Origin of the sequence: Streptosporangium lutulentum, assembly GCF_030811455.1 — a bacterium.
GTDB lineage: Bacteria > Actinomycetota > Actinomycetes > Streptosporangiales > Streptosporangiaceae > Streptosporangium > Streptosporangium lutulentum.
The window spans coordinates 5509519-5527764 of sequence record NZ_JAUSQU010000001.1 but is presented as its reverse complement, the minus strand read 5'-3'; the positions used below and the strand labels follow the sequence as shown (position 1 = coordinate 5527764).

Genomic DNA, 18246 nt, shown 5'->3' with positions numbered 1-18246 from the left:
GCGGGCCTGCTCGTCGAGTACGGCCGGCGGAGTCGGAGAAGTGAGAACAGTGTTCACCATCGGGAGCGGTACGGCCGCGCCGTCGCGACGGCGGAGCTACGTCGTCCTGGTCTTCATGACCCTGGCGGCGGGAGCGATGGACGCGGTCGCCTTCCTGGGGCTCGGCGGCATCTTCACCGCCAACATGACCGGGAACCTGATCCTTCTCGCGCTCGTCGGCGAAGAGGGCTGGGAGATCCGCGCGCTCCGTGCGAGCCTCGCGTGCGTGGTCTTCTGCGTCGGGCTCCTGACCGGTTTCGGGATGCCCAAGCGTGGGCGGGTGAAGGAGCGATGGCCGGCGGCCGTCACCCGGCTGCTCTGGGTCGACCTCCTGCTCCAGACCGCCTTCCTCGTCGGCTGGGTACTCTGCGAGGGCGCGCCCGGACCGTCCCTGATGCTCGTGCTCATCGCGCTGGGGTCCTTCGCCATGGGCATACAGGCGGCGGCGGCCCGCCGCGTCGACATCGCCGGAATCACCACCACGTTCGTCACCGGGACCCTCACCGCCCTGGCCGAGTCGCTGGCGTCCCGCAACTCCTCCCACATCGCCCATCGCGCCGGCATCGTCCTGGCCCTCGTCTGCGGTGCGCTCTGCGCGTCGCTGCTGCTGCACGTCGCGCGGCTCTGGGCGGCCGCGGTCCCGCTGGTGTTCATGCTCACCGCGCTCGCCATCGTCATGACGGGCCTGCACGCGCGAAAGCCGCGGCCCGTACCTCGTCGGGGGTGAGTGACCAGGTCTCCCCCGAGAGTTTCACGGGCGGGCCGCCGGAGGACCGTCTCCGGCGGAAACTCCGGCCGGCGACAGAGGCGGAGAACCGCCTTCGGCCTCTATTGTCGCGAAGTACCGGAAAGTAGGTCATCGGAGATCTCCGGTGACGCGGGTCAGTGACGCAGGGAGGACATGTCGTGGGTGCAAGCCTTGCGGTTGGGGACGTCGTCGAGGATTTCGAGCTCCCCGACGAGACGGGGACGCCGCGGCGCCTCAGTGATTTCCTGGCCAAGGGGCCGGTGGTGCTGTTCTTCTACCCGGCGGCCATGACGTCGGGATGCACCCGGGAGAGCTGTCACTTCCGGGATCTGGCCGCCGAGTTCGCCGCCGTGGGGGCGACCAGGATCGGGATCAGTCGTGACGCGGTCGATCGGCAGGCGAAGTTCGCGACGGTCAACCAGCTGGGATATCCGCTGCTGTCCGATCCGGAGGGCATCGTGGCCCGGCGGTTCGGCGCGCGCCGCAACATCGCGGTGGGACCGTTCCTCACCCGTCGGATGACCTTCGTCATCGACGCGGACCGCCGTCTCCTCGGGTCGATCCACAGCGAGGGCCTCCCGCAGGCCCACGCGGACAGAGCCCTGGAGATCTTGCGAGCCCGAACCCGAACCTGATCGGCCAGGGCGCTCTCGCCGCTTCTACCTGCGGAGATGTGGCTCTGTTCTGCTCAAAAGAACATAGCGGAATGATGTTTTCTTCTCAGAAACATGGACTTAACGTCGAGCTCATTGACGGTTGACCGCATCTCAGGGTTTTGGCCCCCGCGTTCAATGTGGAGACGACGATGACGATCACGCAGCACGGGCATGAGCAAAAAAAGCTCAACAAACTGTACGCGGAGTTCGACACCATGGGCCTGATACCGCTGTGGACGATACGAGACAATCTGATGCCCATGTCCCCGCGTCCGCAGGCGCTTCCTCACCTGTGGCGATGGGCGGACGTGCTGCCGCTGGCGGAGCGTTCGGGGAAGCTGGTGCCGGCCGGACGTGGCTGTACGCGGCGCGCGATCGCGCTGTCCAATCCCGGGCTGCCCGGCCTGCCGTACGCGACCCCCACCCTCTGGGCGGCGGTCCACTACCTCGCCCCCCGGGAGACGGCGCCCGCCCACCGGCACAGCCAGACGGCGTTCCGCTTCGTCGTCGAGGGTGAGAGCGTCTGGACGAACGTGGACGGTGACGCGGTGGCGATGCGGCGCGGTGACCTCCTGCTGGCCCCCAGCTGGACGTACCACGAGCATCACAACGCCACCGACCGCCCGATGATCTGGCTTGACGGGCTCGACATCCCCCTGGTGAACGGGCTGGACGCGGACTTCTTCGAGTTCGGTCTCGACACCCTGAGCACCTGTGAGACCCCGGAGCGCTCGCGGGGCGAGCGGCTGTGGGGGCACCCCGGGCTGCGTCCGATCGGCCAGGCGGACCGGCCCAGCTCCCCGCTGACGGCCTACCGCTGGGAGCACACCGACGCGGCGCTGAGGGCCCAGCTGGAGATGGAGACCGAAGACGTCCCCTCCGCCGTCATCGAGCCCGGCCACGCCGGAGTCCGCTTCTCCAATCCCACCACGGGAAAGGACTCGCTGGTCACCATCCGTACGGAGATGCACCGGCTGCGTGAGGGCACCCGGACCGCTCCGGTCAAGACCGTCGGCTCCGCCGTCTGGCAGGTGTTCGAGGGGACGGGCGTCGCCACCGTCGGCGACCGGCGTTTCGAGATCTCCAAGGGAGACCTGTTCGTCGTGCCCTCCTGGTACGAGCTGGTACTGGAGGCCGGCGGCGACATCGATCTGTTCCGCTTCAGCGACGAGCCCGTCTACGAGGCGCTCGGTCTGGCCGACACCTACCGTGGAGGGGCCTGACAGCCGCCTCCGAGGCGGTCTTCCCTGCCCCGCTCACGCGCTCAGGCTCAACCGGGCCTGCTCCGTCGTGCGCCGCAGCTCGTTCACCAGGCCGGGAATCCGGTTTCTGGTGAAGCGCACCGAGGGCACGGCGATCACGATCGCCGCGACCGGTCGCCCCGACACGTCGAACACGCATCGGCCGACGGCGCACACCCCGGTCTCCGTCTCCTCAAGGTTGAATCCGTAGCCGCGCTCGCGAACCATGTCCAGTTCCCTCACCAGCCGCTGGAACTCCGGGAACGACATCCTCTCCTTGTCGTCGGCGCGCGCCCGCGGCGTCGCCAGGTCCTCCTCGGGGCCTTCGACGGGTTGTGCCAGCGTCTCCTCGCCGCCTTCGAGGTACAGGTTCGCCAGTTCCTCGCGGTCGAGCTCGGCGAGCATGGCCTTGCCGCCGGACGACCGCTCGGCGGGAAGGATGGTTCCCCGCCGATCGCCTATGTGGAGCGTCTGCGTGCTCTCGACGCTGGCGAGGAACCTGATCTGCGTGCCGACCCGCACCATGAGGTTCACGGTCTCGCCGACGCGGTCACAGAGCACGTCCATGGACGGCAGCAGCACTCGCCGGAGGCGCTGGGCGGTGGAACCGTCGACCAGATGGGCCGACAGGCCCGGCCCGGGAACGTAGCAGCGGTTCTCGTCCTGCCGGGCGAAATCACGGTAGACCAGCATGGCCAGCAGCCGATGGGCGGTGGAGGGGGCGATCCCCAGATCCTCCGCCGCCTGCCGGACACGGAGCCTTCCCTGGTCGCGCAGCATCTGTACCAGCAACAGGGCGTTGTCAACCGAGTCGAGAGCGTAGGAAGGCTTGTTCTTCATCACAGAACAGTCTATTTCGCCCAGTAAAAGCCTTCCCAAAGCCGATCCCACGCTGTCGGCAACCGATCCCCCGAAGAACAAGGCCGGGTCATGTGACGTATCGAAAAGGCAGGCTGACTTGTCGGAGGTATCAGGTGTCTTCCTCTGTCGTGTCCGGCCATTCTTCGGGCCGTGACACGTAGGTACCGCGCTGGGGGACGGTGTACACCCACCCCTGCTCCCGGAGGAGTCCGATCGCATGGCGTACCGTCTCCCGGGCGACGCCGTACTGCTGCACCAAGGTGCTCTCGCTGGGAACGGGGCGGCGGGGCTTGAGTTCGCCACGCTTGACGCGGTCGGCCAGTTCATTCGCGATCTTTTGATATAGCGGTGTTTTTCGTTTTTTGCGCATCGTTTCGCCAGGCGAACCGACGAATGTGCCCTCGCCCTGGGCGGTGTGCACGAGACCCTCGTCCCGAAGCATTCTGATCGCCTGTCGGGCGGTGGTTCTGGCGATGCCGAACGTGCTCTTCAGTTCGGTCTCGCTTGGTACGGCGTCGCCGGGGGAGAGATGTCCCGCCAGGACGCGCTGACGGATGATGTCGGCTACCTGAACGTATAGATGGATGTCGCTTTCGTGGTCCAGCACGACCGCAGGGTAATCGGTCTGCAAAGGAGACAGTGGTCGACTGAACCAATTGATATGAGTGCTAGACGTATAAGGTTGATTTGGGGCTATTTTTTCGGTTCCCCTTGCTCGGGCCAGTCTTCGACGAGTGATACGTACGTACCGCGATAGGGCACGGTGAACACCCATCCCTGGTCGCGCAGGGCACCCATCGCCTGGCGCACCGTGGCCTTTGCGACGCCGTGCTTCTCCATGAGCTTCTTCTCGCTGGGGACTCGCCGGTTTGGGCGTAGCTCGCCGCTCTGGATCCGAGTTCGGATGTCTGCTGCGATCTGCTGATATATCGGCAACTGATCATCTGGCCGTGGAGTTCCCGGCTCGCCGACGAAGGTGCCCTCTCCCTGGACCGTGTACGCCAGACCTTGTTCGCGGAGCTCCCGTGCGACCCTGCGGGCGGTCGTCCTGGCGATGCCGTACTCGACTTCGAGTTCGGCCTCGCTGGGCACGGCTTCGCCGGGACCGAGTTCGCCGACCTGGATGCGTGCGCGGATCATCTCGGCGACCTGTTTGTAGACCGGTGTGGGGCCCTCGCGGTCAAGCATGTTCACAGGATAGACCAAACAGTACATGCCCTCACAAATCAGACGCCTGGCGACCCAATGTATAGGTGTACTGAACCAGTAGGAGTAAGGTGAACTATGATCGACCGGTGCCTGAAGGGGGTGGAGGTGACCCGAGGTGCTGGAGGAGCGGCACCACGGGCACCATCCGGGGGTGTTGCGGGTGGGGCATCAGTCGATCGACTGGCGGCCGACACTGCCGAGGGCCGGTCGGGTGCGGGTGAAGGAGCACACCTGTGACTGCTTGGCGACCTTCTACGAGCTGTGCCAGGCGGGCGGGCTGATGTTCGTACGGCGGACACACCGGTTGAGAGGAGTGGTGAGCGTGCACGAGTCGCCCTGGACGGTCGCGAGGGAGACACAGGAGCTGTGGCTCCGTCTGCTGATGGGCAGTGCGCGTTGACCACCCGTCGACGGCTCGACAAGCGTGCCCGGCGGCGGGAAGCGGGTGAGGCTTCCCGCCGCCGGGCACCTCACGACTCCCTGCCTCCTCGGCGGGCCAGAGACGGCTGAGGAGGCAGGGCGGTGGTTCCGTATCAGATCCTTGGAGGGGCGATACGGAACCACCGGTCCAACTCCGGCGGGAATCCCACGTCCCGCCGGGTGCGGAGGGTGGTCCCGCGCCGCCGGGGCGCGGGACCACCCTCGAAGAGCGGCGCGCGAACCGTCACGGGGCGATGCGACGCCATGCGGTGTCGGTGACGATCACGTGGTCGAGGAAGCGCAGGCCCAGGGTCTCGGCGGCCTCGCGCAGCCGGGCGGTGACCTCCAGGTCGGCCGGGCTGGGGTCGAGGGAGCCGCTGGGGTGGTTGTGGGCCAGGCCGAAGGAGGAACCGCCCGAGGTGAGAACGGCGCTCATGATCTCGCGGACGGGTGCCGGGGCGTGGTCGCTGCCGCCCTCGCTGACGATCGTCGCGCGGGTCACCGCCCCGCTCGGGTCGCAGACCACGACGACCACGCGCTCGTGGCCGAGGCCGCGCAGAAGCGGGGAGGCGACGGCGGCCAGGTCTCCCGAGGATCTGACGCGGCGGCGCTCCGGCTCGGACTGCGCCTGCCGTACGAGATGGAAGGCGGCGATGACCCGGGCGGCCTTCGCGGGGCCGATGCCGGGAACCGACATCAGGCGGTGGGCGTCGGAGCGGGCCAGCCCGCGCAGGTCGCCGCAGTGGGCGATCAGGTGGGAGGCGAGCTCGACCGCGTTGGCGCCCCGGCTGCCCGAACCGATCAGCAGGGCGAGCAGCTCCCGGTCGGCCAGTGCGGTCGCGCCCCTCGACAGCAGTCGCTCGCGAGGCTGGTCGTTGGGGGACATGTCCTTGACGCGCACTCGGCACCTCCGGCTCGGGAAACCAGACTGGTTGTACCAGGTGGCGCAGACAATCCGGCTCCGGATGGCCGCCCACGGCTCCGGCCGGTCATCCGTGGAGGCCGGTCCGGAAAAGGGGTGCGTGCCTCCTCCGCCGGAGTCGGAGGACGCGCCGGGTCGCCGGCCCGCCGGAGGCGGGGCTTCGTCAGGGGATGAGCGGGTGGGAGTAGACCAGGCGGAAGCGATCGCCGGGGATGATGATGTCGCTGGTCTCGACCGGGCGGTCTCCGGCCCAGTGGGTGCGCTCCACATGAAGGACGTGGACGCCCGCGGGCAGGGCGAGGGCGTCGCTCTCGGCGGGCTGGGGGACGCGGGTGTAGACCTGCTCCACGATCTCGGTGATCTTCACTCCGAGGGCGGACAGGCGGCTGATCAGACCGCGGGGGTGCTCCTCGGCGACGGGCTCGCCGAACTCGGCGGGTTCGTACGAGGTGGCGAGCTGGACTGGTTTGCCGTCGCCGCGGAAGACGTAGCTGGTGCGGGTCACCGCGGCGGGCTCCTCCAGGCGGAGGCGCTGGGCGATGTCGGGGGTGGCGTCGGCGGGTTCGGTCCGCCAGTCCCAGGTGGCCCGGGTGCCCTGCGACTGGATGTCGGCGCCGAAGGGGGCGTGGTGGTCGTGGAAGCGCCAGCGATGCAGGGGCAGCAGCAGGGGCCGGGATCTGACGTAGTGGCCCGAGCCGACGCGGCCGACGATCAGGCCTTCGGCGGCGAGCACGCGCAGGGCGTGGCGGGCCGCGGTCTCGCCCACGCCGTACTTTCTGGTCAGCTGGGCGCGCGAGGGGATCGAGGCGCCGGGAGATAGGGAGCCGTCGACGATCTGGCGGCGGATATCGGCGACGACGCGCAGGTAGACCGGATCGGAGCTTGCCACGTGTCCATCCCTGGGTTCGACAGGCGTCGTCCCATCCTGTCGTATTCGGCGAACAACTCAGGGTAATGGAGGCAATTTGGGACTCCAACTTTGAGCGTCTCCCGAAAGTGGCGAAAAATATCTCAGAGACCGTGTAACACCCACGTAAGCACCCGCGATTGAACGGTAGAGGTCGTCGATGTGTGTACCCCCGAGCACATATCGGCGGCCTCTTTCTCGTTCAAGGCCGGCTGCTGCCGCCGCGTAAACCGGACAAAAATATTATTACTTCCCATATCCGGCACGAAGGGCTGGATGCCGGCCCGCTCGTGCGGGGGGCGTCCCCGCCGCTCCGATGATCGCCGTGTCGGCTGGGGCCGGCGACGACACGGAGGGATCTGGCCGGTCGATCACCCCCTTCTCGTGGCTCCCGGGTGCGGATTCCCCGGGGTGGCAGGGGGTGGCGACGGGTGTGGGGCGAGGGGGCCGGGGCGCCCGGAAAGATCGACGGGCGGTCCGCTTCGATGTCTCATATCCGCCTGTACGGTGTGTGGAGGGCCACTTGGGGGGATATCCACTCTTTGACCCATCGGTGGACGGAGGCTAGGCGGGGTGGCGGGGTCTACCGTTTCCATGGATCCAGGTAGCGTTCGGTCTATGGCAGCGCCAATTCGAACCTCCGACGCCCCCTTCGGCCACATGCTGACCGCCATGGTCACACCGTTCACCGGTGACGGTGCGGTCGACTACGAGGGAGTGCAGCGCCTGGCCACCTACCTGGTGGACGAGCAGCGCAACGACGGCCTGATCGTGAGTGGCACGACAGGGGAGTCCCCGACGACCTCCGACGACGAGAAGGAGCGCATCCTGCGCGCCGTCGTCGAAGCGGTCGGCGACCGCGCCGCGGTCGTGGCGGGGGCGGGCAGCAACGACACCCATCACAGTGTCGAGTTGGCCAGGGCCGCCGAGCGCGCCGGAGCCCACGGTCTCCTGCTGGTGACGCCTTACTACAGCAAGCCGCCGCAGGAGGGCCTCTACCGCCACTTCACCGCTGTGGCGGACGCCACCGGCCTGCCGGTTATGCTTTATGACATTCCTGGCCGCAGTGGCGTGCCGATCCTGACCGAGACGCTCATACGGCTTGCCCGCCACGAGCGGATCATCGCGGTGAAGGACGCCAAGGCCGACCTGTTCGCAGGGTCGCAGGTGATGGCGGCCACCGGACTGGTCTTCTATTCGGGTGACGACACGCTCAACCTGCCGTGGCTCTCGGTCGGAGCCGCAGGGTGTGTCAGCGTGGTCGGGCACGTTGTGGGCGCCGAGATCGCGGCGATGATGGAGCTGTACCGCTCGGGAGACGTCTCGGGCGCGCTCGGCATCCATCGCAGGCTGCTTCCGGTGATCTCCGGGATCATGACGCAGGCCGGTGGCGCGATCATGGCGAAGGCGGCGTTGTCCCTGGTGGGACAGCCTGTGGGGCCGTCGCGGCTGCCGCTGGTGGAGGCCACCGAGGAGCAGGTGGCGCGACTGCGCGAAGACTTGATCGCGGGCGGCGTGAAGCTGTCCGACGAATTTGGTGCATAAGCAAGTTACGAGAAAGAACGTGCGGCCTTCGCCGGCCGCAGTGGAGAGGAACGGGAGTTTGAGAGACAGAGGACATAACGGTCCGCTGGGGGACGGAGTGCTGGGCGAGGGAGCAGTCCCGTCGTCCGGGGAGTCCGCTGAAGCGTGTAAGAAGCATGAGAGAGGTGTGGCCGAATGAGTCACCCCCACCCCGAACTCGGGCCGCCGCCGGCGATGGCCGAGGGCGCGCTGCGCATCGTCGCGCTGGGCGGTCTCGGTGAGATCGGCCGCAACATGGCGGTGTTCGAGTATGACGGCCGCCTGCTGATCGTCGACTGCGGGGTGCTGTTCCCCGAGCCCGACCAGCCCGGTATCGATCTGATCCTGCCCGACTTCGAATACATCCGGAATCGTCTGGACGACATCGAGGCCGTGGTGCTGACCCACGGACACGAGGATCACATCGGCGCCGTGCCGTACCTGCTCCGTGAGCGTCGCGACATCCCGCTCGTGGGGTCGAGACTGACGCTCGCGCTGATCGAGGCGAAGCTCACCGAGCACCGCATCCAACCGGCCAAGCTTGAGGTCGTCGAGGGAGAGCGGCACCGGTTCGGGCCGTTCGAGTGCGAGTTCTTCGCGGTCAACCACTCGATCCCGGACGCTCTGGCCGTCGCGATCAGGACCCCCGCGGGCATCGTGCTGCACACCGGTGACTTCCGGATGGACCAGCTGCCCAGCGACGGGCGGCTGACCGACCTGGGCGGGTTCGCCAGGCTCGGAGCCGAGGGCGTCGACCTGTTGATGGCGGACTCGACCAACGCGGAGGTGCCGGGCTTCGTCACCAGTGAGCGGGAGATCGCTCCGGTCATCGACGAGGTGATCCGCACCGCGGCCAAGCGAGTGATCGTGGCGAGCTTCGCCTCCCACGTCCACCGCGTCCAGCAGGTCATGGACGCCGCCGACCACCACGGCCGCAAGGTCGCGCTGGTCGGCCGCTCCATGGTGCGCAACATGGGCATCGCCCGTGATCTCGGTTACCTGACCGTTCCGCCGGGTCTGATCATCGACCCCAAGGACCTCGAGTCCTACCCGCCGGAGGATCTGGTGCTCATCTGCACCGGGTCCCAGGGTGAGCCGATGGCGGCGCTGTCGCGCATGGCCAACCGCGACCACCCGATCCGGATCGCCGAGGGCGACACCGTGCTGCTGGCGTCCTCGCTGGTGCCCGGCAACGAGACCTCGGTCAACAACGTGATCAACGGGCTGGTCCGCTGGGGCGCCCGAGTGGTGCACAAGGGCAACGCGAAGGTGCACGTCTCCGGCCACGCGGCCGCGGGCGAGCTGCTCTACCTGCTCAACGTGACCCGGCCGTCCAACTTCATGCCGGTGCACGGCGAGTGGCGGCACATGCGGGCGCACGCCAAGCTCGCCGCGCTGACCGGGGTGCCCGACGACCACATCGTGATCGCCGAGGACGGCGTCGTGGTGGATCTGTACGACGGCCGCGCGAAGGTCGTGGGCTCGGTCCCCGCCGGTTACGTCTACGTGGACGGCACCTCGGTGGGCGACGTCACCGACTTCGCCCTGAAGGACCGCCGGATCCTGGGCGAGGAGGGCTTCATCTCCGTCGTCATCGTGGTCGACTCCGCCACCGGCAAGCTGGCCGGAGGTCCGGAGATCCACGCCAGGGGATCGGGCATCGACCCGTCGATGTTCGACGCGATCCTGCCGGAGGTCGAGAGGGCGCTGCAGGACAACGCGGCCGACGGGGTGGTGGACGTCCAGCAGGTTCGCCGGGTGGTCCGCAGGACCGTCGGGCGCTGGGTGAGCGACACCTACCGCCGCCGCCCGATGATCGTCCCCGTGGTGATCGAGGTCTGACACCCTTCCGCCGTGCGGCGGTTCCCATCGCCGCACGGCGAGGGTGCCGGTGATGGGAACCGCCGTACGGCAGGGGAGCCGAGGGTCCTCACCGCCGTGCGGCGAGGGCGTCGGCGACGGCGCGCAGGCGGCCGGCCGAGGCGAGGCCCCCGTGATAGATGTGGAACTCCTCGGCGCCCGCGCTCGCGTAGCGGTCCAGCTCCTCGCGCATCCGGACCGGATCGGCGGGGCGCGGGGGCAGCGCGAGCACGTAGGCCCCGAGACGCGTCCCGGGTGGGGCGAGGGCGCGCAGGCGGGCCAGCTTCTCCGCGGAAGGCTCGACGTCGCCCCAGCAGTTGCTCACGAGCGTCCGCATCGGAACTCCGCGACCGGCCCAGGCGAACGAGCCCGTCGCCCAGGGGTCAGGGCTGGCGTGCAGGGTGACCGGCAGCTCGCCCGTCTCGGAGACGACCAGCCTCTGGAGCTCCCCGGCCAGCTCGGTCCGCGCCTTTCGTACGGCGGGCGCCAGGTCGCCCAGCGCGTCCTCGACCGAGTCCGGAGAGCCGTCCACCCCGGCCCGCACCCGCGGCGGGAGCCCCTGCGGATACCGCCGCGCGCAGGCCGCGCAGAAACACAGGGAGAGCAGGTCGGCCTGGACCTGGCTCCAGTCGGCGCCGTCGGTCTTCTCGTGGAGGCCGCCGTGGCGGAAGCCCATCGGGCCGCACGCCTCCAGGATCACCGCGTCCGGGGCGCCCAGCTCGACGATCTCCCTGACGAGAGTGCGGCAGTAGCCGGTGACCTCGGGGTGGGAGGGACAGAGGGCGTAGGGGTAGGCGTCGCCGAAGGCGTTGCGGGCCGTCAGGTCGGGGTGAGCCGAGCCGAGGGAGGAGTTGTGCGTGAGCACCACCCAGGCGTGCACGGCCAGGCCCTCGGCCCGCAGCAGGTCCCGGGCCTGGACGAAGGCGTCGGGCGAGGTCCGCGACGGGGTGGCGGGGACCAGCCGGCCGGTCCAGGCCGACGGGCGCACCGGCACGTAGCAGGCGGCACGCGCGTCGACGAGCCGATGCGCCGGGTGGAACGGGGTGGCCGCCCGGACCGAGTGGTAGGAGGCCGCCAGCGCGACGGCGTCCACGCCGAGCGCCGCGAGCCGGGCGGGCGCGGCCGGGTCACCGACGACGTCCCAGGGATAGGCGTAGATCACATTCACGTCGTGTCCTCGGAGGTTCGCCGTACGGCGATGCCGGTGATACCGATGGTGTCCCGCCGCCGGGCCGCTCCCGGGCGGCGGAGAAGGACGGAGTGGAGGAGCTCACCAGCGGGGCCGGGCCGCGGAGAAGGACGGGTCGAAACGGCGCATGTAGGAGGTGTCGTCGCGGGCGGTGACGCCGCACGTGAGGTACTGCTCGTGCATCACGGCCAGCGCGTCGCGGTCCAGTTCTATCCCCAGGCCGGGGCCGGTGGGCACCGGCACGGCGCCGTCGACGAAGCGGAGGGCGCCGGGGGCGACCACGTCCTGGCCGTCCTGCCAGGGGGTGTGGGTGTCGCAGGAGTGGCCGAGGTTGGGGATCGTCGACGCGAGGTGGGTCATCGCGGCGAGGCTGATGCCGAGGTGGGAGTTGGAGTGCATGGACAGCTCGATGCCGAACGTCTCGCACAGCCGGGCGAGCTGGGTGGAGCGGACCAGGCCACCCCAGTAGTGGTGGTCGCAGAGCAGCACCCCGATCGCGCCGCGCCGGATGGCGGGCGGCAGGTGTTCGAAGGTGACCACGCACATGTTGGTGGCCAGGGGCATCGGCACTTCGGCGGCCACCTCGGCCATGTGGTCGATGCCGCCGGTCGGGTCCTCCAGATACTCCAGCACCCCGCTCAGGGCCCGGCCCACCTCGATGGAGGTCTCCGCCGACCACATCGCGTTCGGGTCGAGGCGCAGAGGAAGGCCGGGAAAGGCGTCGCGCAGCGCGAGGGTGGCCTCGATCTCCTGCTCGGGCGGGAACACGCCGCCCTTGAGTTTGATCGACTGGAAGCCGTACTCGCCGATCAGCAGCCGGGCCTGCTCGACGAGGCCCGCCGGGTCCAGGGCCTCGCCGAAGCGATCCGCGGGCTCGCCGGGGTGCCCGGCCCACTTGTAGAACAGATACGCGCTGTAGGGCACCGCGGACCGGACCGACCCGCCGAGCAGGTCCGACACCGGCCGGCCGATGGCCTTCCCCCGGATGTCCAGGCAGGCCACCTCGAAGGGGGAGAAGACCCGGTCGATGCTCTTCTCCCTGGTCGCGACGCCCGTCAGCCCGTGCAGGTCGGTGACGGCCTCGCCGACCGCGGCGCTCACCCGCGCGTAGATCGCGTTGGTGGAGTGGACGTCCATCCCGAGCAGCTCGCGGGCCGTGGCCCTGACCTTCTCCAGGTGACCCAGGTCTCCGTAGGTCTCACCGAGGCCGGTCAGTCCCTCGTCGGTGACGATCTCGACGATCGTGCGCAGTGCCCACGGTTCGTGCACGCCGGCGGCGTTGAGCAGGGGCGGGTCACGGAAGGCGACGGGGGTGACCCGGATGTCCTTGATCAGCATTCGGTCTCCTGGACTCGGCGGCGTCTTTCGACCGGCGTCCGGAGACGACTCCGGATCAGCATCCCGTGATCTCCGTTCCGGTCGCGATCAGGCGTTCCAGCCGGGCGAGGTGCTCCGGCGTGGGGTCGGTGAGGGGGGCGCGGACGCCGCCCACGTCGAGGCCGCGCAGCCGTACCCCGGCCTTGACCAGGCCCACGGCGTATCCGGGGACCAGGTCGCGGAGCTCGACCAGCGGCAGGTAGAAGTCGGTGAGGAGCCGCTGGACGAGCTCGTCGTCGCCGCTCGTCACGGCCTTGTTGAAGGTCAGCGCGACCTCGGGGGCGAAGCAGAACACCGCGCTGGAGTAGAGCGTGACGCCCAGGCCGCGGTAGGCGGGGACGGTCATCTCGGCCGTGGGCAGGCCGTTGAAGAAGGTGAACTCGCGGCTCGTCGTCCGCCGTACGGTCAGGATGATCCGCTGGAGGAGGTCGAGGTCGCCGAACCCGTCCTTGATGCCGATCACGCCGGGCATGTCCGCCAGCTCGGCCGCCGCGGCCGGGGTGAAGCGGGCGTTGCCCCGGTGGTAGACGATGATCGGCAGGTCGGTGGTGGCGGCCACCTCGCGGACGTAGTCGACCAGGCCCTCGGGCGGGGCGCCGACCAGGTAGGGCGGCAGGAGCAGCAGGCCGTCGGCGCCGTTCGCGGTGGCGGCCTCGGCGCAGGCCTGGGCGAAGGGCAGCGCGCCGCCCGCCCCGGCGAACACGGGCACCCGGCCGCCGGCGGTCGCGGCGGTGACGGAGACGACGCGGGCGTACTCGCCGAGGCTCAGGGCATGGAACTCACCGGTGCCGCACGCGGTGAAGACCCCTCCGGCCCCGGCCTCGACCCCCTGGCCGACGTGTTCGGCGAGCACCTCCTCCGCCACGTCGCCGTCGGCCCCGAAGGGCGTCACAGGAAAGAAGAGAACACCATTGAGACGCACGTCCCACCCCTTGTCATCGCGGTCGTTCACTGGTTTCTCCCACCGGGAGGAAACGGGAAGGACCGATGCCGCTCGTGCCCGGTCCCGGTGGGGAGAGGTAGAGGTCGTCCGGCGAGGGGAGGCCGGAGGAGGGCCGGGGGTGAGGGCACCCGGCGAAGGGAGCTCAGCGAATGCCCTCGCGGCGCAGCGTGGCGGAGAGCTTGCGCGTGTGCCTGACCACCGCTTCGGTGATCTTCTCGATCTCGCCGGCAGGCAGGTCGGAGGGCATGGAACAGCTGATCGCGTCGGTGGCGGGGATGCGGTAGTCGACCGCGCTGGCCACGCAGGCCACACCCGGGGTGCCCTGCTCGTACTCGAAGGCCCAGCCGCGCGTGCGCACCCGGTCGAGTTCGGCGGTGAGCGCGGCGAGGTCGGTGATCGTGTGCTCGGTGATCGAGGAAAGGGGGCTGGGCAGCACCGCGGCCACCTCGTCGTCGGTGAGCTCCGCCAGCAGGACCTGGCCGAGCGCGGTCACGTGGGCCGGAAGGCGCCGTCCGACCCGCGGGATGACGTGATGCGCCTCGCGGGACTCGCGGCTGGCCAGGTAGAGCACGTGCGCGTCGTCGCGACGGGCGAAGTGCACCGTGCGGCCGAGTTCGGCACGCAGATCCTCCAGGGTCTCCTGCGCCAGCGGCAGCGCGGGGTCCTTGTCCAGGTAGGCGGTGCCGGTGAGCAGCGCGTGCGGGCCGATGCCGTACGCGGAGCGGACCTCGTCCGCCTCGATCCACTTCAGCTCCAGGAGCGTGCGCATCAGGGCGTGCAGGCTGCTGCGCGGATACCCGACGCGCTGTTGAAGCTCGGACAGGTTGAGCTTCACCGGTGAGGCCGCCAGGGTCTCCAGGATTCGGACCGCTCGTTCCGCGGACTTGACCAGCGACGGCTCCATCTGAGTCCCATCTGCGTGGACGTTTGCCATAGCTGTCAGGATATTGGATGGCATCCATATACATGGACAGGCGCATGGGCGGATGTGCGAACGGAAGCACGAACGGGCGGGTGAGGGAGAAGCCGGGCGGGGGCGAGGAGGCGAGGAGGCGTGCGGACGGGGGCGCGGGCCGGTGCACGGGCAGACGCATGAGGCTCCCTAACCCTTGATGGCGCCGCTGGTCAGGCCGCGCATGAACTGCCGCTGGAAGAGCAGGAACGCGATGATCGACGGCAGCAGTGCCAGCAGGGACGCCGCGAGCAGCACGCCGATGCCGGAGTCCTCGTCCGAACGCAGCGAGCGCAGGGCGATCGGCAGCGTCCACTGGCTCGACTCCGTGGCCACGATCAGCGGGAGCAGATACTGGTCCCAGATCATCGTGAAGCCGAACACCCCGATCACGCCGAGCGCGGGCCTGCACAGCGGCAGGATGATGGTGAAGAACGTGCGCAGCTCGCCCGCCCCGTCGATGTGCGCGGCCTCCTCCAGCTCGACCGGCACCTCCTTCATGAACTCGGTCATGACCAGGATGGAGAACCCCCAGGCGCCGACCGGGAGGATCATCCCCGCGTAGGAGCCGATCAGGTCGAGATGGAAGGGTGGCACGTCGGCCAGCACCACCGAGAGCGGGATGATGATGACCTCCTCGGGGAGCATCATCGTGGCCAGCATGATCAGCAGCACGATCGACATGCCCCTGAACTTCTTGCGCGCCAGAGAGTAGGCGGCGAAGACGCTGACCAGCATCTGCAGCAGCAGCCCGAACCCGACCACCACGAAGGAGTTGAGCAGATAGCCGTAGACGCCCATCTCGCCCGCCCGGAAGAAGTTCTCCAGGGTGAAGCCGTCCGGCACTATCGAGAAGCCGGTCGGGTCGAGCGTCTCGCCGAAGGCGCTGACCAGCAGCCCCACCAGCGGCCCGGTGAAGACGATGACCATGCCCCCGTAGAGCACGATCTTCGCGATGGTCGCGAGCGGTCCGCGCCTGGCCTCCAGGCCGAGCGCGCTGTCGAATCTCATCTCGGCTGCCTCCTGCGCAGGAACTGGACCAGGACGGTCAGCAGCAGCGTGGCGACGAACAGCACGATCGATCCCGCGGCCGCGACCCCGAGGTCGCCTCGTTGCAGGCCGAGCTTGTAGATCAGTGTCATCAGCACCTCGCTGGAGCCGTCGGGCCCGCCGTTGGTGAGGACGTAGACCTCGACGAACACCCTCAGGCCCCGGATGGCGGCCAGGGTGAACAGGATCCAGAACACCGGGCGCAGCGCCGGCAGCGTCACGTGCCGCAGCCGCCGCCAGGTGGACGCGCCGTCCACCGCCGCGGCCTCGTACAGCGTTCGGTCCACCCCGACCAGCCCGGCAAGGAAGATCATCATGTCGTACGGCGTGCCGCGCCAGATGCCCATTCCCATGATCGAAAGCAGGGAGGAGTCCTCGCTGGCCAGGAACGGTTGCGGGCCGATGCCCAGCCACCCGATGATGGTATTGATCATTCCCGTGTCGCCCGGGTGATACATGATCCGCCAGACCTCGGCGACCGCGGCCATCGTCGTCACCACGGGCAGGAACGCCGCGGTCCTGACGAACCACAGATACCGGGCCTTGCCCTCGATGAGAAGAGCGAGCAGCAGGCCCAGGACGAGTGAGCCGACCGTGGTCCCCAGCGCCAGCAGCGTGCTGTGCCACATGGCGCTGACGAACGCGCTGTCGGCCAGGATGGTGCGGTAGTTGTCCGTGCCCACCCACTCGTCGCCGAGATACGGGCGAACCTCGAAGAAGCTCATCCGCAGGCCCTCGAACATGGGGATGAACTTGAAGTAGAGGAACAGCAGCAGCGCGGGGGCGAGGAAGAGCCAGGCGGTCAGTGTCCCGGACCGGCGCCCCGGCAGGGAGCGGGGCGCCGGTCCGGGGGATGGAAGAGGCGTGGTCATGAGGCTTGCTGGGTCCGCAGTTCCTGGGTGAACTTGCCGTCGAGCGCGGTCATCGCCGCCGCGACGTCGGCGGAACAGTCGGCCCAGACCGCGTTGATCGCGTCGGCGGAGATCTGCCGGAACGGCGTCCAGTTGGGCACCGGCTGGCTGTACCTGGCGTCCTTGTAGGCGTCCTGGAAGACCTTCCAGCGCGGGTCCTTCCGTTCGGCGGCGAGGTCCACCCCGCTGTTGATCGGCAGGCGGACGATGGGACCGGGGGCGTCGCCGTTCATGCCGACCCGCTGGCCCTCGGGGGAGACCGCGAACTCCACGAACCTCTGCTGTCCGGCCTCGTCGCCGGAGCCGGCCATCATGTAGACGTTCTCGCCCTCGCCGAGGGTGCCGGGACCGCCGGACGGGCCCTTGGGAACCGGGATGACCTCGATCTTGTCGGTTCCGATGTTGGTCACGAACCGGGCCAGCACGTAGGGTCCGACCAGGTAGATGCCGCCCTGGCCCTTCTCGAACACCTCGTGCGTGACGGTGGTGTCGTTGCTGACCGCGCCCGGGTTGACCGTCTTCGCGGTGCAGAACTGGTCCTGCAGCCACTTCACGGCCTCGACGGCCTTCGGGTCGGCCATCCCCGGCGCGAACTTGCCCCCGCCGGTGGGCCTGAGGAACTCGCCGCCGTTGGCGTAGATCAGCGATGAGGCGTACCAGGACGCGTACCCGCGTGTGGTGGTCGCGGGGACGACAAAGCCCGAGGTGTCCTTGGCGCCGTTGCCGTCCGGGTCGTCGTCGGTGAACGCCTTGGCCAGCTTGGCGAGGTCGTCCCAGCTCTGGGGGACCTCCTGGCCGACCTTCTTCCGCCAGTCCGAGCGGACGATCAGCGCGAACGCCTGGGCGGAGAAGGGCGTCCCGTAGAACTTGCCGTCACCGGCCTGCGCCGCCTTCCACGCCTGCTCCGAGATCTTGTCCGCACCGGCCAGCTTGGCCTTGTCGACCTCGCGCAGCCAGCCCTGCTGCTGCATGTTACCCAGTTGCGCGGTGTCGTTGATGACGATGTCGGGAAGCTTCTTCTGCGCGGCCTGCTGCTGCAGCTTGGTCTCGAAGTCGTCGAAGAGGGCGACGACCTTCGCCTTGATCCCGGTGGCCTTCGTGAACGCCGCCGCCAGCTTGTCGGCGGTCTTCGCCGAGTCGGAGGCGGGGACCTGGCGGATCCAGATCTCCAGCCCCTCGTCGGAGCTCTGCGCCGACGAGCAGCCTGCCGATCCGATGGTCATGGCCACGGCAACCGCGAGTCCGAGTAGACGACGTGACATCAGACCGCCTCCTGTTCACATATGTGGACAACTTATGTGGATGTGGCACTTGTCCAGCAGAAGGTAACTAGTGAGGCAGATCACAGTCAACGCTTTGGCTCACCGAATGATGTACATGGATGTGAATATCATCCGG

Annotated in this window: 18 protein-coding genes; 6 read left to right on the top strand and 12 right to left on the bottom strand. The window is 68.8% G+C overall.

Annotation, left to right across the window (positions count from 1 at the left end; genetic code table 11):
• Positions 1 to 49 precede the first annotated feature (49 nt).
• The 3 genes from J2853_RS24550 to J2853_RS24540 all read left to right on the top strand — a co-directional run bounded on the left by J2853_RS24550 (position 50) and on the right by J2853_RS24540 (position 2666).
• Positions 50 to 766: a YoaK family protein gene (locus J2853_RS24550; protein ID WP_307561769.1), complete on the top strand. Its 717-nt coding sequence runs from the start codon at positions 50 to 52 to the stop codon at positions 764 to 766.
• 179 nt (positions 767 to 945) lie between these two features.
• Positions 946 to 1422, top strand: coding sequence for a peroxiredoxin (locus J2853_RS24545; protein WP_307561767.1), 477 nt, complete (start codon positions 946 to 948; stop codon positions 1420 to 1422).
• A gap of 170 nt (positions 1423 to 1592) precedes the next feature.
• Entirely contained in the window at positions 1593 to 2666 is a 1074-nt protein-coding gene (locus J2853_RS24540; RefSeq protein ID WP_307561764.1) for a cupin domain-containing protein, read from the top strand.
• Positions 2667 to 2699: 33 nt separating this feature from the next.
• Here J2853_RS24540 and J2853_RS24535 read toward each other — a convergent pair whose 3' ends face one another.
• From J2853_RS24535 to J2853_RS24525, 3 genes are all read right to left on the bottom strand, one after another.
• On the bottom strand, positions 2700 to 3524 hold the full coding sequence (locus J2853_RS24535) for an IclR family transcriptional regulator (RefSeq protein ID WP_307561762.1): 825 nt from the start codon (positions 3522 to 3524) through the stop codon (positions 2700 to 2702).
• Positions 3525 to 3654: 130 nt separating this feature from the next.
• Positions 3655 to 4152: a GntR family transcriptional regulator gene (locus tag J2853_RS24530; RefSeq protein WP_307561760.1), complete on the bottom strand. Its 498-nt coding sequence runs from the start codon at positions 4150 to 4152 to the stop codon at positions 3655 to 3657.
• 86 nt (positions 4153 to 4238) lie between these two features.
• On the bottom strand, positions 4239 to 4733 hold the full coding sequence (locus J2853_RS24525; protein WP_307561758.1) for a GntR family transcriptional regulator: 495 nt from the start codon (positions 4731 to 4733) through the stop codon (positions 4239 to 4241).
• A gap of 136 nt (positions 4734 to 4869) precedes the next feature.
• Here J2853_RS24525 and J2853_RS24520 point away from each other — a divergent pair, with 136 nt between their 5' ends.
• Positions 4870 to 5154, top strand: a complete 285-nt coding sequence (locus J2853_RS24520) for a hypothetical protein (RefSeq protein ID WP_307561757.1) — start codon at positions 4870 to 4872, stop codon at positions 5152 to 5154.
• Between the two features lie 264 nt (positions 5155 to 5418).
• Here J2853_RS24520 and J2853_RS24515 read toward each other — a convergent pair whose 3' ends face one another.
• Together J2853_RS24515 and J2853_RS24510 are read right to left on the bottom strand one after the other, a co-directional pair.
• Positions 5419 to 6075: a JAB domain-containing protein gene (locus J2853_RS24515; RefSeq protein ID WP_307561755.1), complete on the bottom strand. Its 657-nt coding sequence runs from the start codon at positions 6073 to 6075 to the stop codon at positions 5419 to 5421.
• 184 nt (positions 6076 to 6259) lie between these two features.
• Positions 6260 to 6985: a GntR family transcriptional regulator gene (locus J2853_RS24510; protein ID WP_307561753.1), complete on the bottom strand. Its 726-nt coding sequence runs from the start codon at positions 6983 to 6985 to the stop codon at positions 6260 to 6262.
• 636 nt (positions 6986 to 7621) lie between these two features.
• Between J2853_RS24510 and dapA the strand changes: the two genes are divergently transcribed.
• Positions 7622 to 8548 (top strand): 4-hydroxy-tetrahydrodipicolinate synthase, encoded by a 927-nt coding sequence (gene dapA / locus J2853_RS24505; protein WP_307561751.1) that lies wholly within the window; start codon positions 7622 to 7624, stop codon positions 8546 to 8548.
• A gap of 174 nt (positions 8549 to 8722) precedes the next feature.
• Positions 8723 to 10408, top strand: coding sequence for a ribonuclease J (locus J2853_RS24500; protein ID WP_307561749.1), 1686 nt, complete (start codon positions 8723 to 8725; stop codon positions 10406 to 10408).
• An 88-nt stretch (positions 10409 to 10496) separates the two neighbouring features.
• Here J2853_RS24500 and J2853_RS24495 read toward each other — a convergent pair whose 3' ends face one another.
• The 7 genes from J2853_RS24495 to J2853_RS24465 all read right to left on the bottom strand — a co-directional run bounded on the left by J2853_RS24495 (position 10497) and on the right by J2853_RS24465 (position 18110).
• Complete coding sequence (locus J2853_RS24495; protein ID WP_307561747.1) at positions 10497 to 11594, bottom strand: hypothetical protein; 1098 nt, start codon at positions 11592 to 11594, stop codon at positions 10497 to 10499.
• 102 nt (positions 11595 to 11696) lie between these two features.
• A complete protein-coding gene (locus J2853_RS24490) occupies positions 11697 to 12953 on the bottom strand; it encodes a glucarate dehydratase family protein (RefSeq protein WP_307561746.1) in 1257 nt (418 codons plus the stop codon).
• A 55-nt stretch (positions 12954 to 13008) separates the two neighbouring features.
• Positions 13009 to 13914 (bottom strand): 5-dehydro-4-deoxyglucarate dehydratase, encoded by a 906-nt coding sequence (locus J2853_RS24485; RefSeq protein WP_307568798.1) that lies wholly within the window; start codon positions 13912 to 13914, stop codon positions 13009 to 13011.
• A 163-nt stretch (positions 13915 to 14077) separates the two neighbouring features.
• The gene (locus J2853_RS24480) at positions 14078 to 14869 is read right to left on the bottom strand and encodes an IclR family transcriptional regulator (RefSeq protein WP_307561743.1); all 792 of its coding nucleotides are present in this window, start codon (positions 14867 to 14869) and stop codon (positions 14078 to 14080) included.
• Between the two features lie 168 nt (positions 14870 to 15037).
• The gene (locus J2853_RS24475) at positions 15038 to 15898 is read right to left on the bottom strand and encodes a carbohydrate ABC transporter permease (RefSeq protein WP_307561741.1); all 861 of its coding nucleotides are present in this window, start codon (positions 15896 to 15898) and stop codon (positions 15038 to 15040) included.
• Positions 15895 to 16809 carry a carbohydrate ABC transporter permease gene (locus tag J2853_RS24470; RefSeq protein ID WP_307561739.1) on the bottom strand — a complete coding sequence of 305 codons (915 nt, stop codon included), beginning with the start codon at positions 16807 to 16809 and terminating at the stop codon, positions 15895 to 15897. The genes J2853_RS24475 and J2853_RS24470 overlap by 4 nt, the downstream gene beginning before the upstream one ends.
• Complete coding sequence (locus J2853_RS24465; RefSeq protein WP_307561737.1) at positions 16806 to 18110, bottom strand: sugar ABC transporter substrate-binding protein; 1305 nt, start codon at positions 18108 to 18110, stop codon at positions 16806 to 16808. The genes J2853_RS24470 and J2853_RS24465 overlap by 4 nt, the downstream gene beginning before the upstream one ends.
• Between the last annotated feature and the right edge of the window lie 136 nt (positions 18111 to 18246).

Excerpts from the sequence above, each read along its gene's own strand:
- J2853_RS24540 (WP_307561764.1), top strand. The coding sequence starts at position 1,593 with ATGACGATCACGCAGCACGGGCATGAGCAAAAAAAGCTCAACAAACTG.
- dapA (WP_307561751.1), top strand. The coding sequence starts at position 7,622 with ATGGCAGCGCCAATTCGAACCTCCGACGCCCCCTTCGGCCACATGCTG.
- J2853_RS24490 (WP_307561746.1), bottom strand. The coding sequence starts at position 12,953 with ATGCTGATCAAGGACATCCGGGTCACCCCCGTCGCCTTCCGTGACCCG.
- J2853_RS24465 (WP_307561737.1), bottom strand. The coding sequence starts at position 18,110 with ATGTCACGTCGTCTACTCGGACTCGCGGTTGCCGTGGCCATGACCATC.
- J2853_RS24535 (WP_307561762.1), bottom strand. The coding sequence starts at position 3,524 with ATGAAGAACAAGCCTTCCTACGCTCTCGACTCGGTTGACAACGCCCTG.
- J2853_RS24470 (WP_307561739.1), bottom strand. The coding sequence starts at position 16,809 with ATGACCACGCCTCTTCCATCCCCCGGACCGGCGCCCCGCTCCCTGCCG.
- J2853_RS24500 (WP_307561749.1), top strand. The coding sequence starts at position 8,723 with ATGAGTCACCCCCACCCCGAACTCGGGCCGCCGCCGGCGATGGCCGAG.
- J2853_RS24525 (WP_307561758.1), bottom strand. The coding sequence starts at position 4,733 with ATGCTTGACCGCGAGGGCCCCACACCGGTCTACAAACAGGTCGCCGAG.
- J2853_RS24475 (WP_307561741.1), bottom strand. The coding sequence starts at position 15,898 with ATGAGATTCGACAGCGCGCTCGGCCTGGAGGCCAGGCGCGGACCGCTC.
- J2853_RS24480 (WP_307561743.1), bottom strand. The coding sequence starts at position 14,869 with ATGGCAAACGTCCACGCAGATGGGACTCAGATGGAGCCGTCGCTGGTC.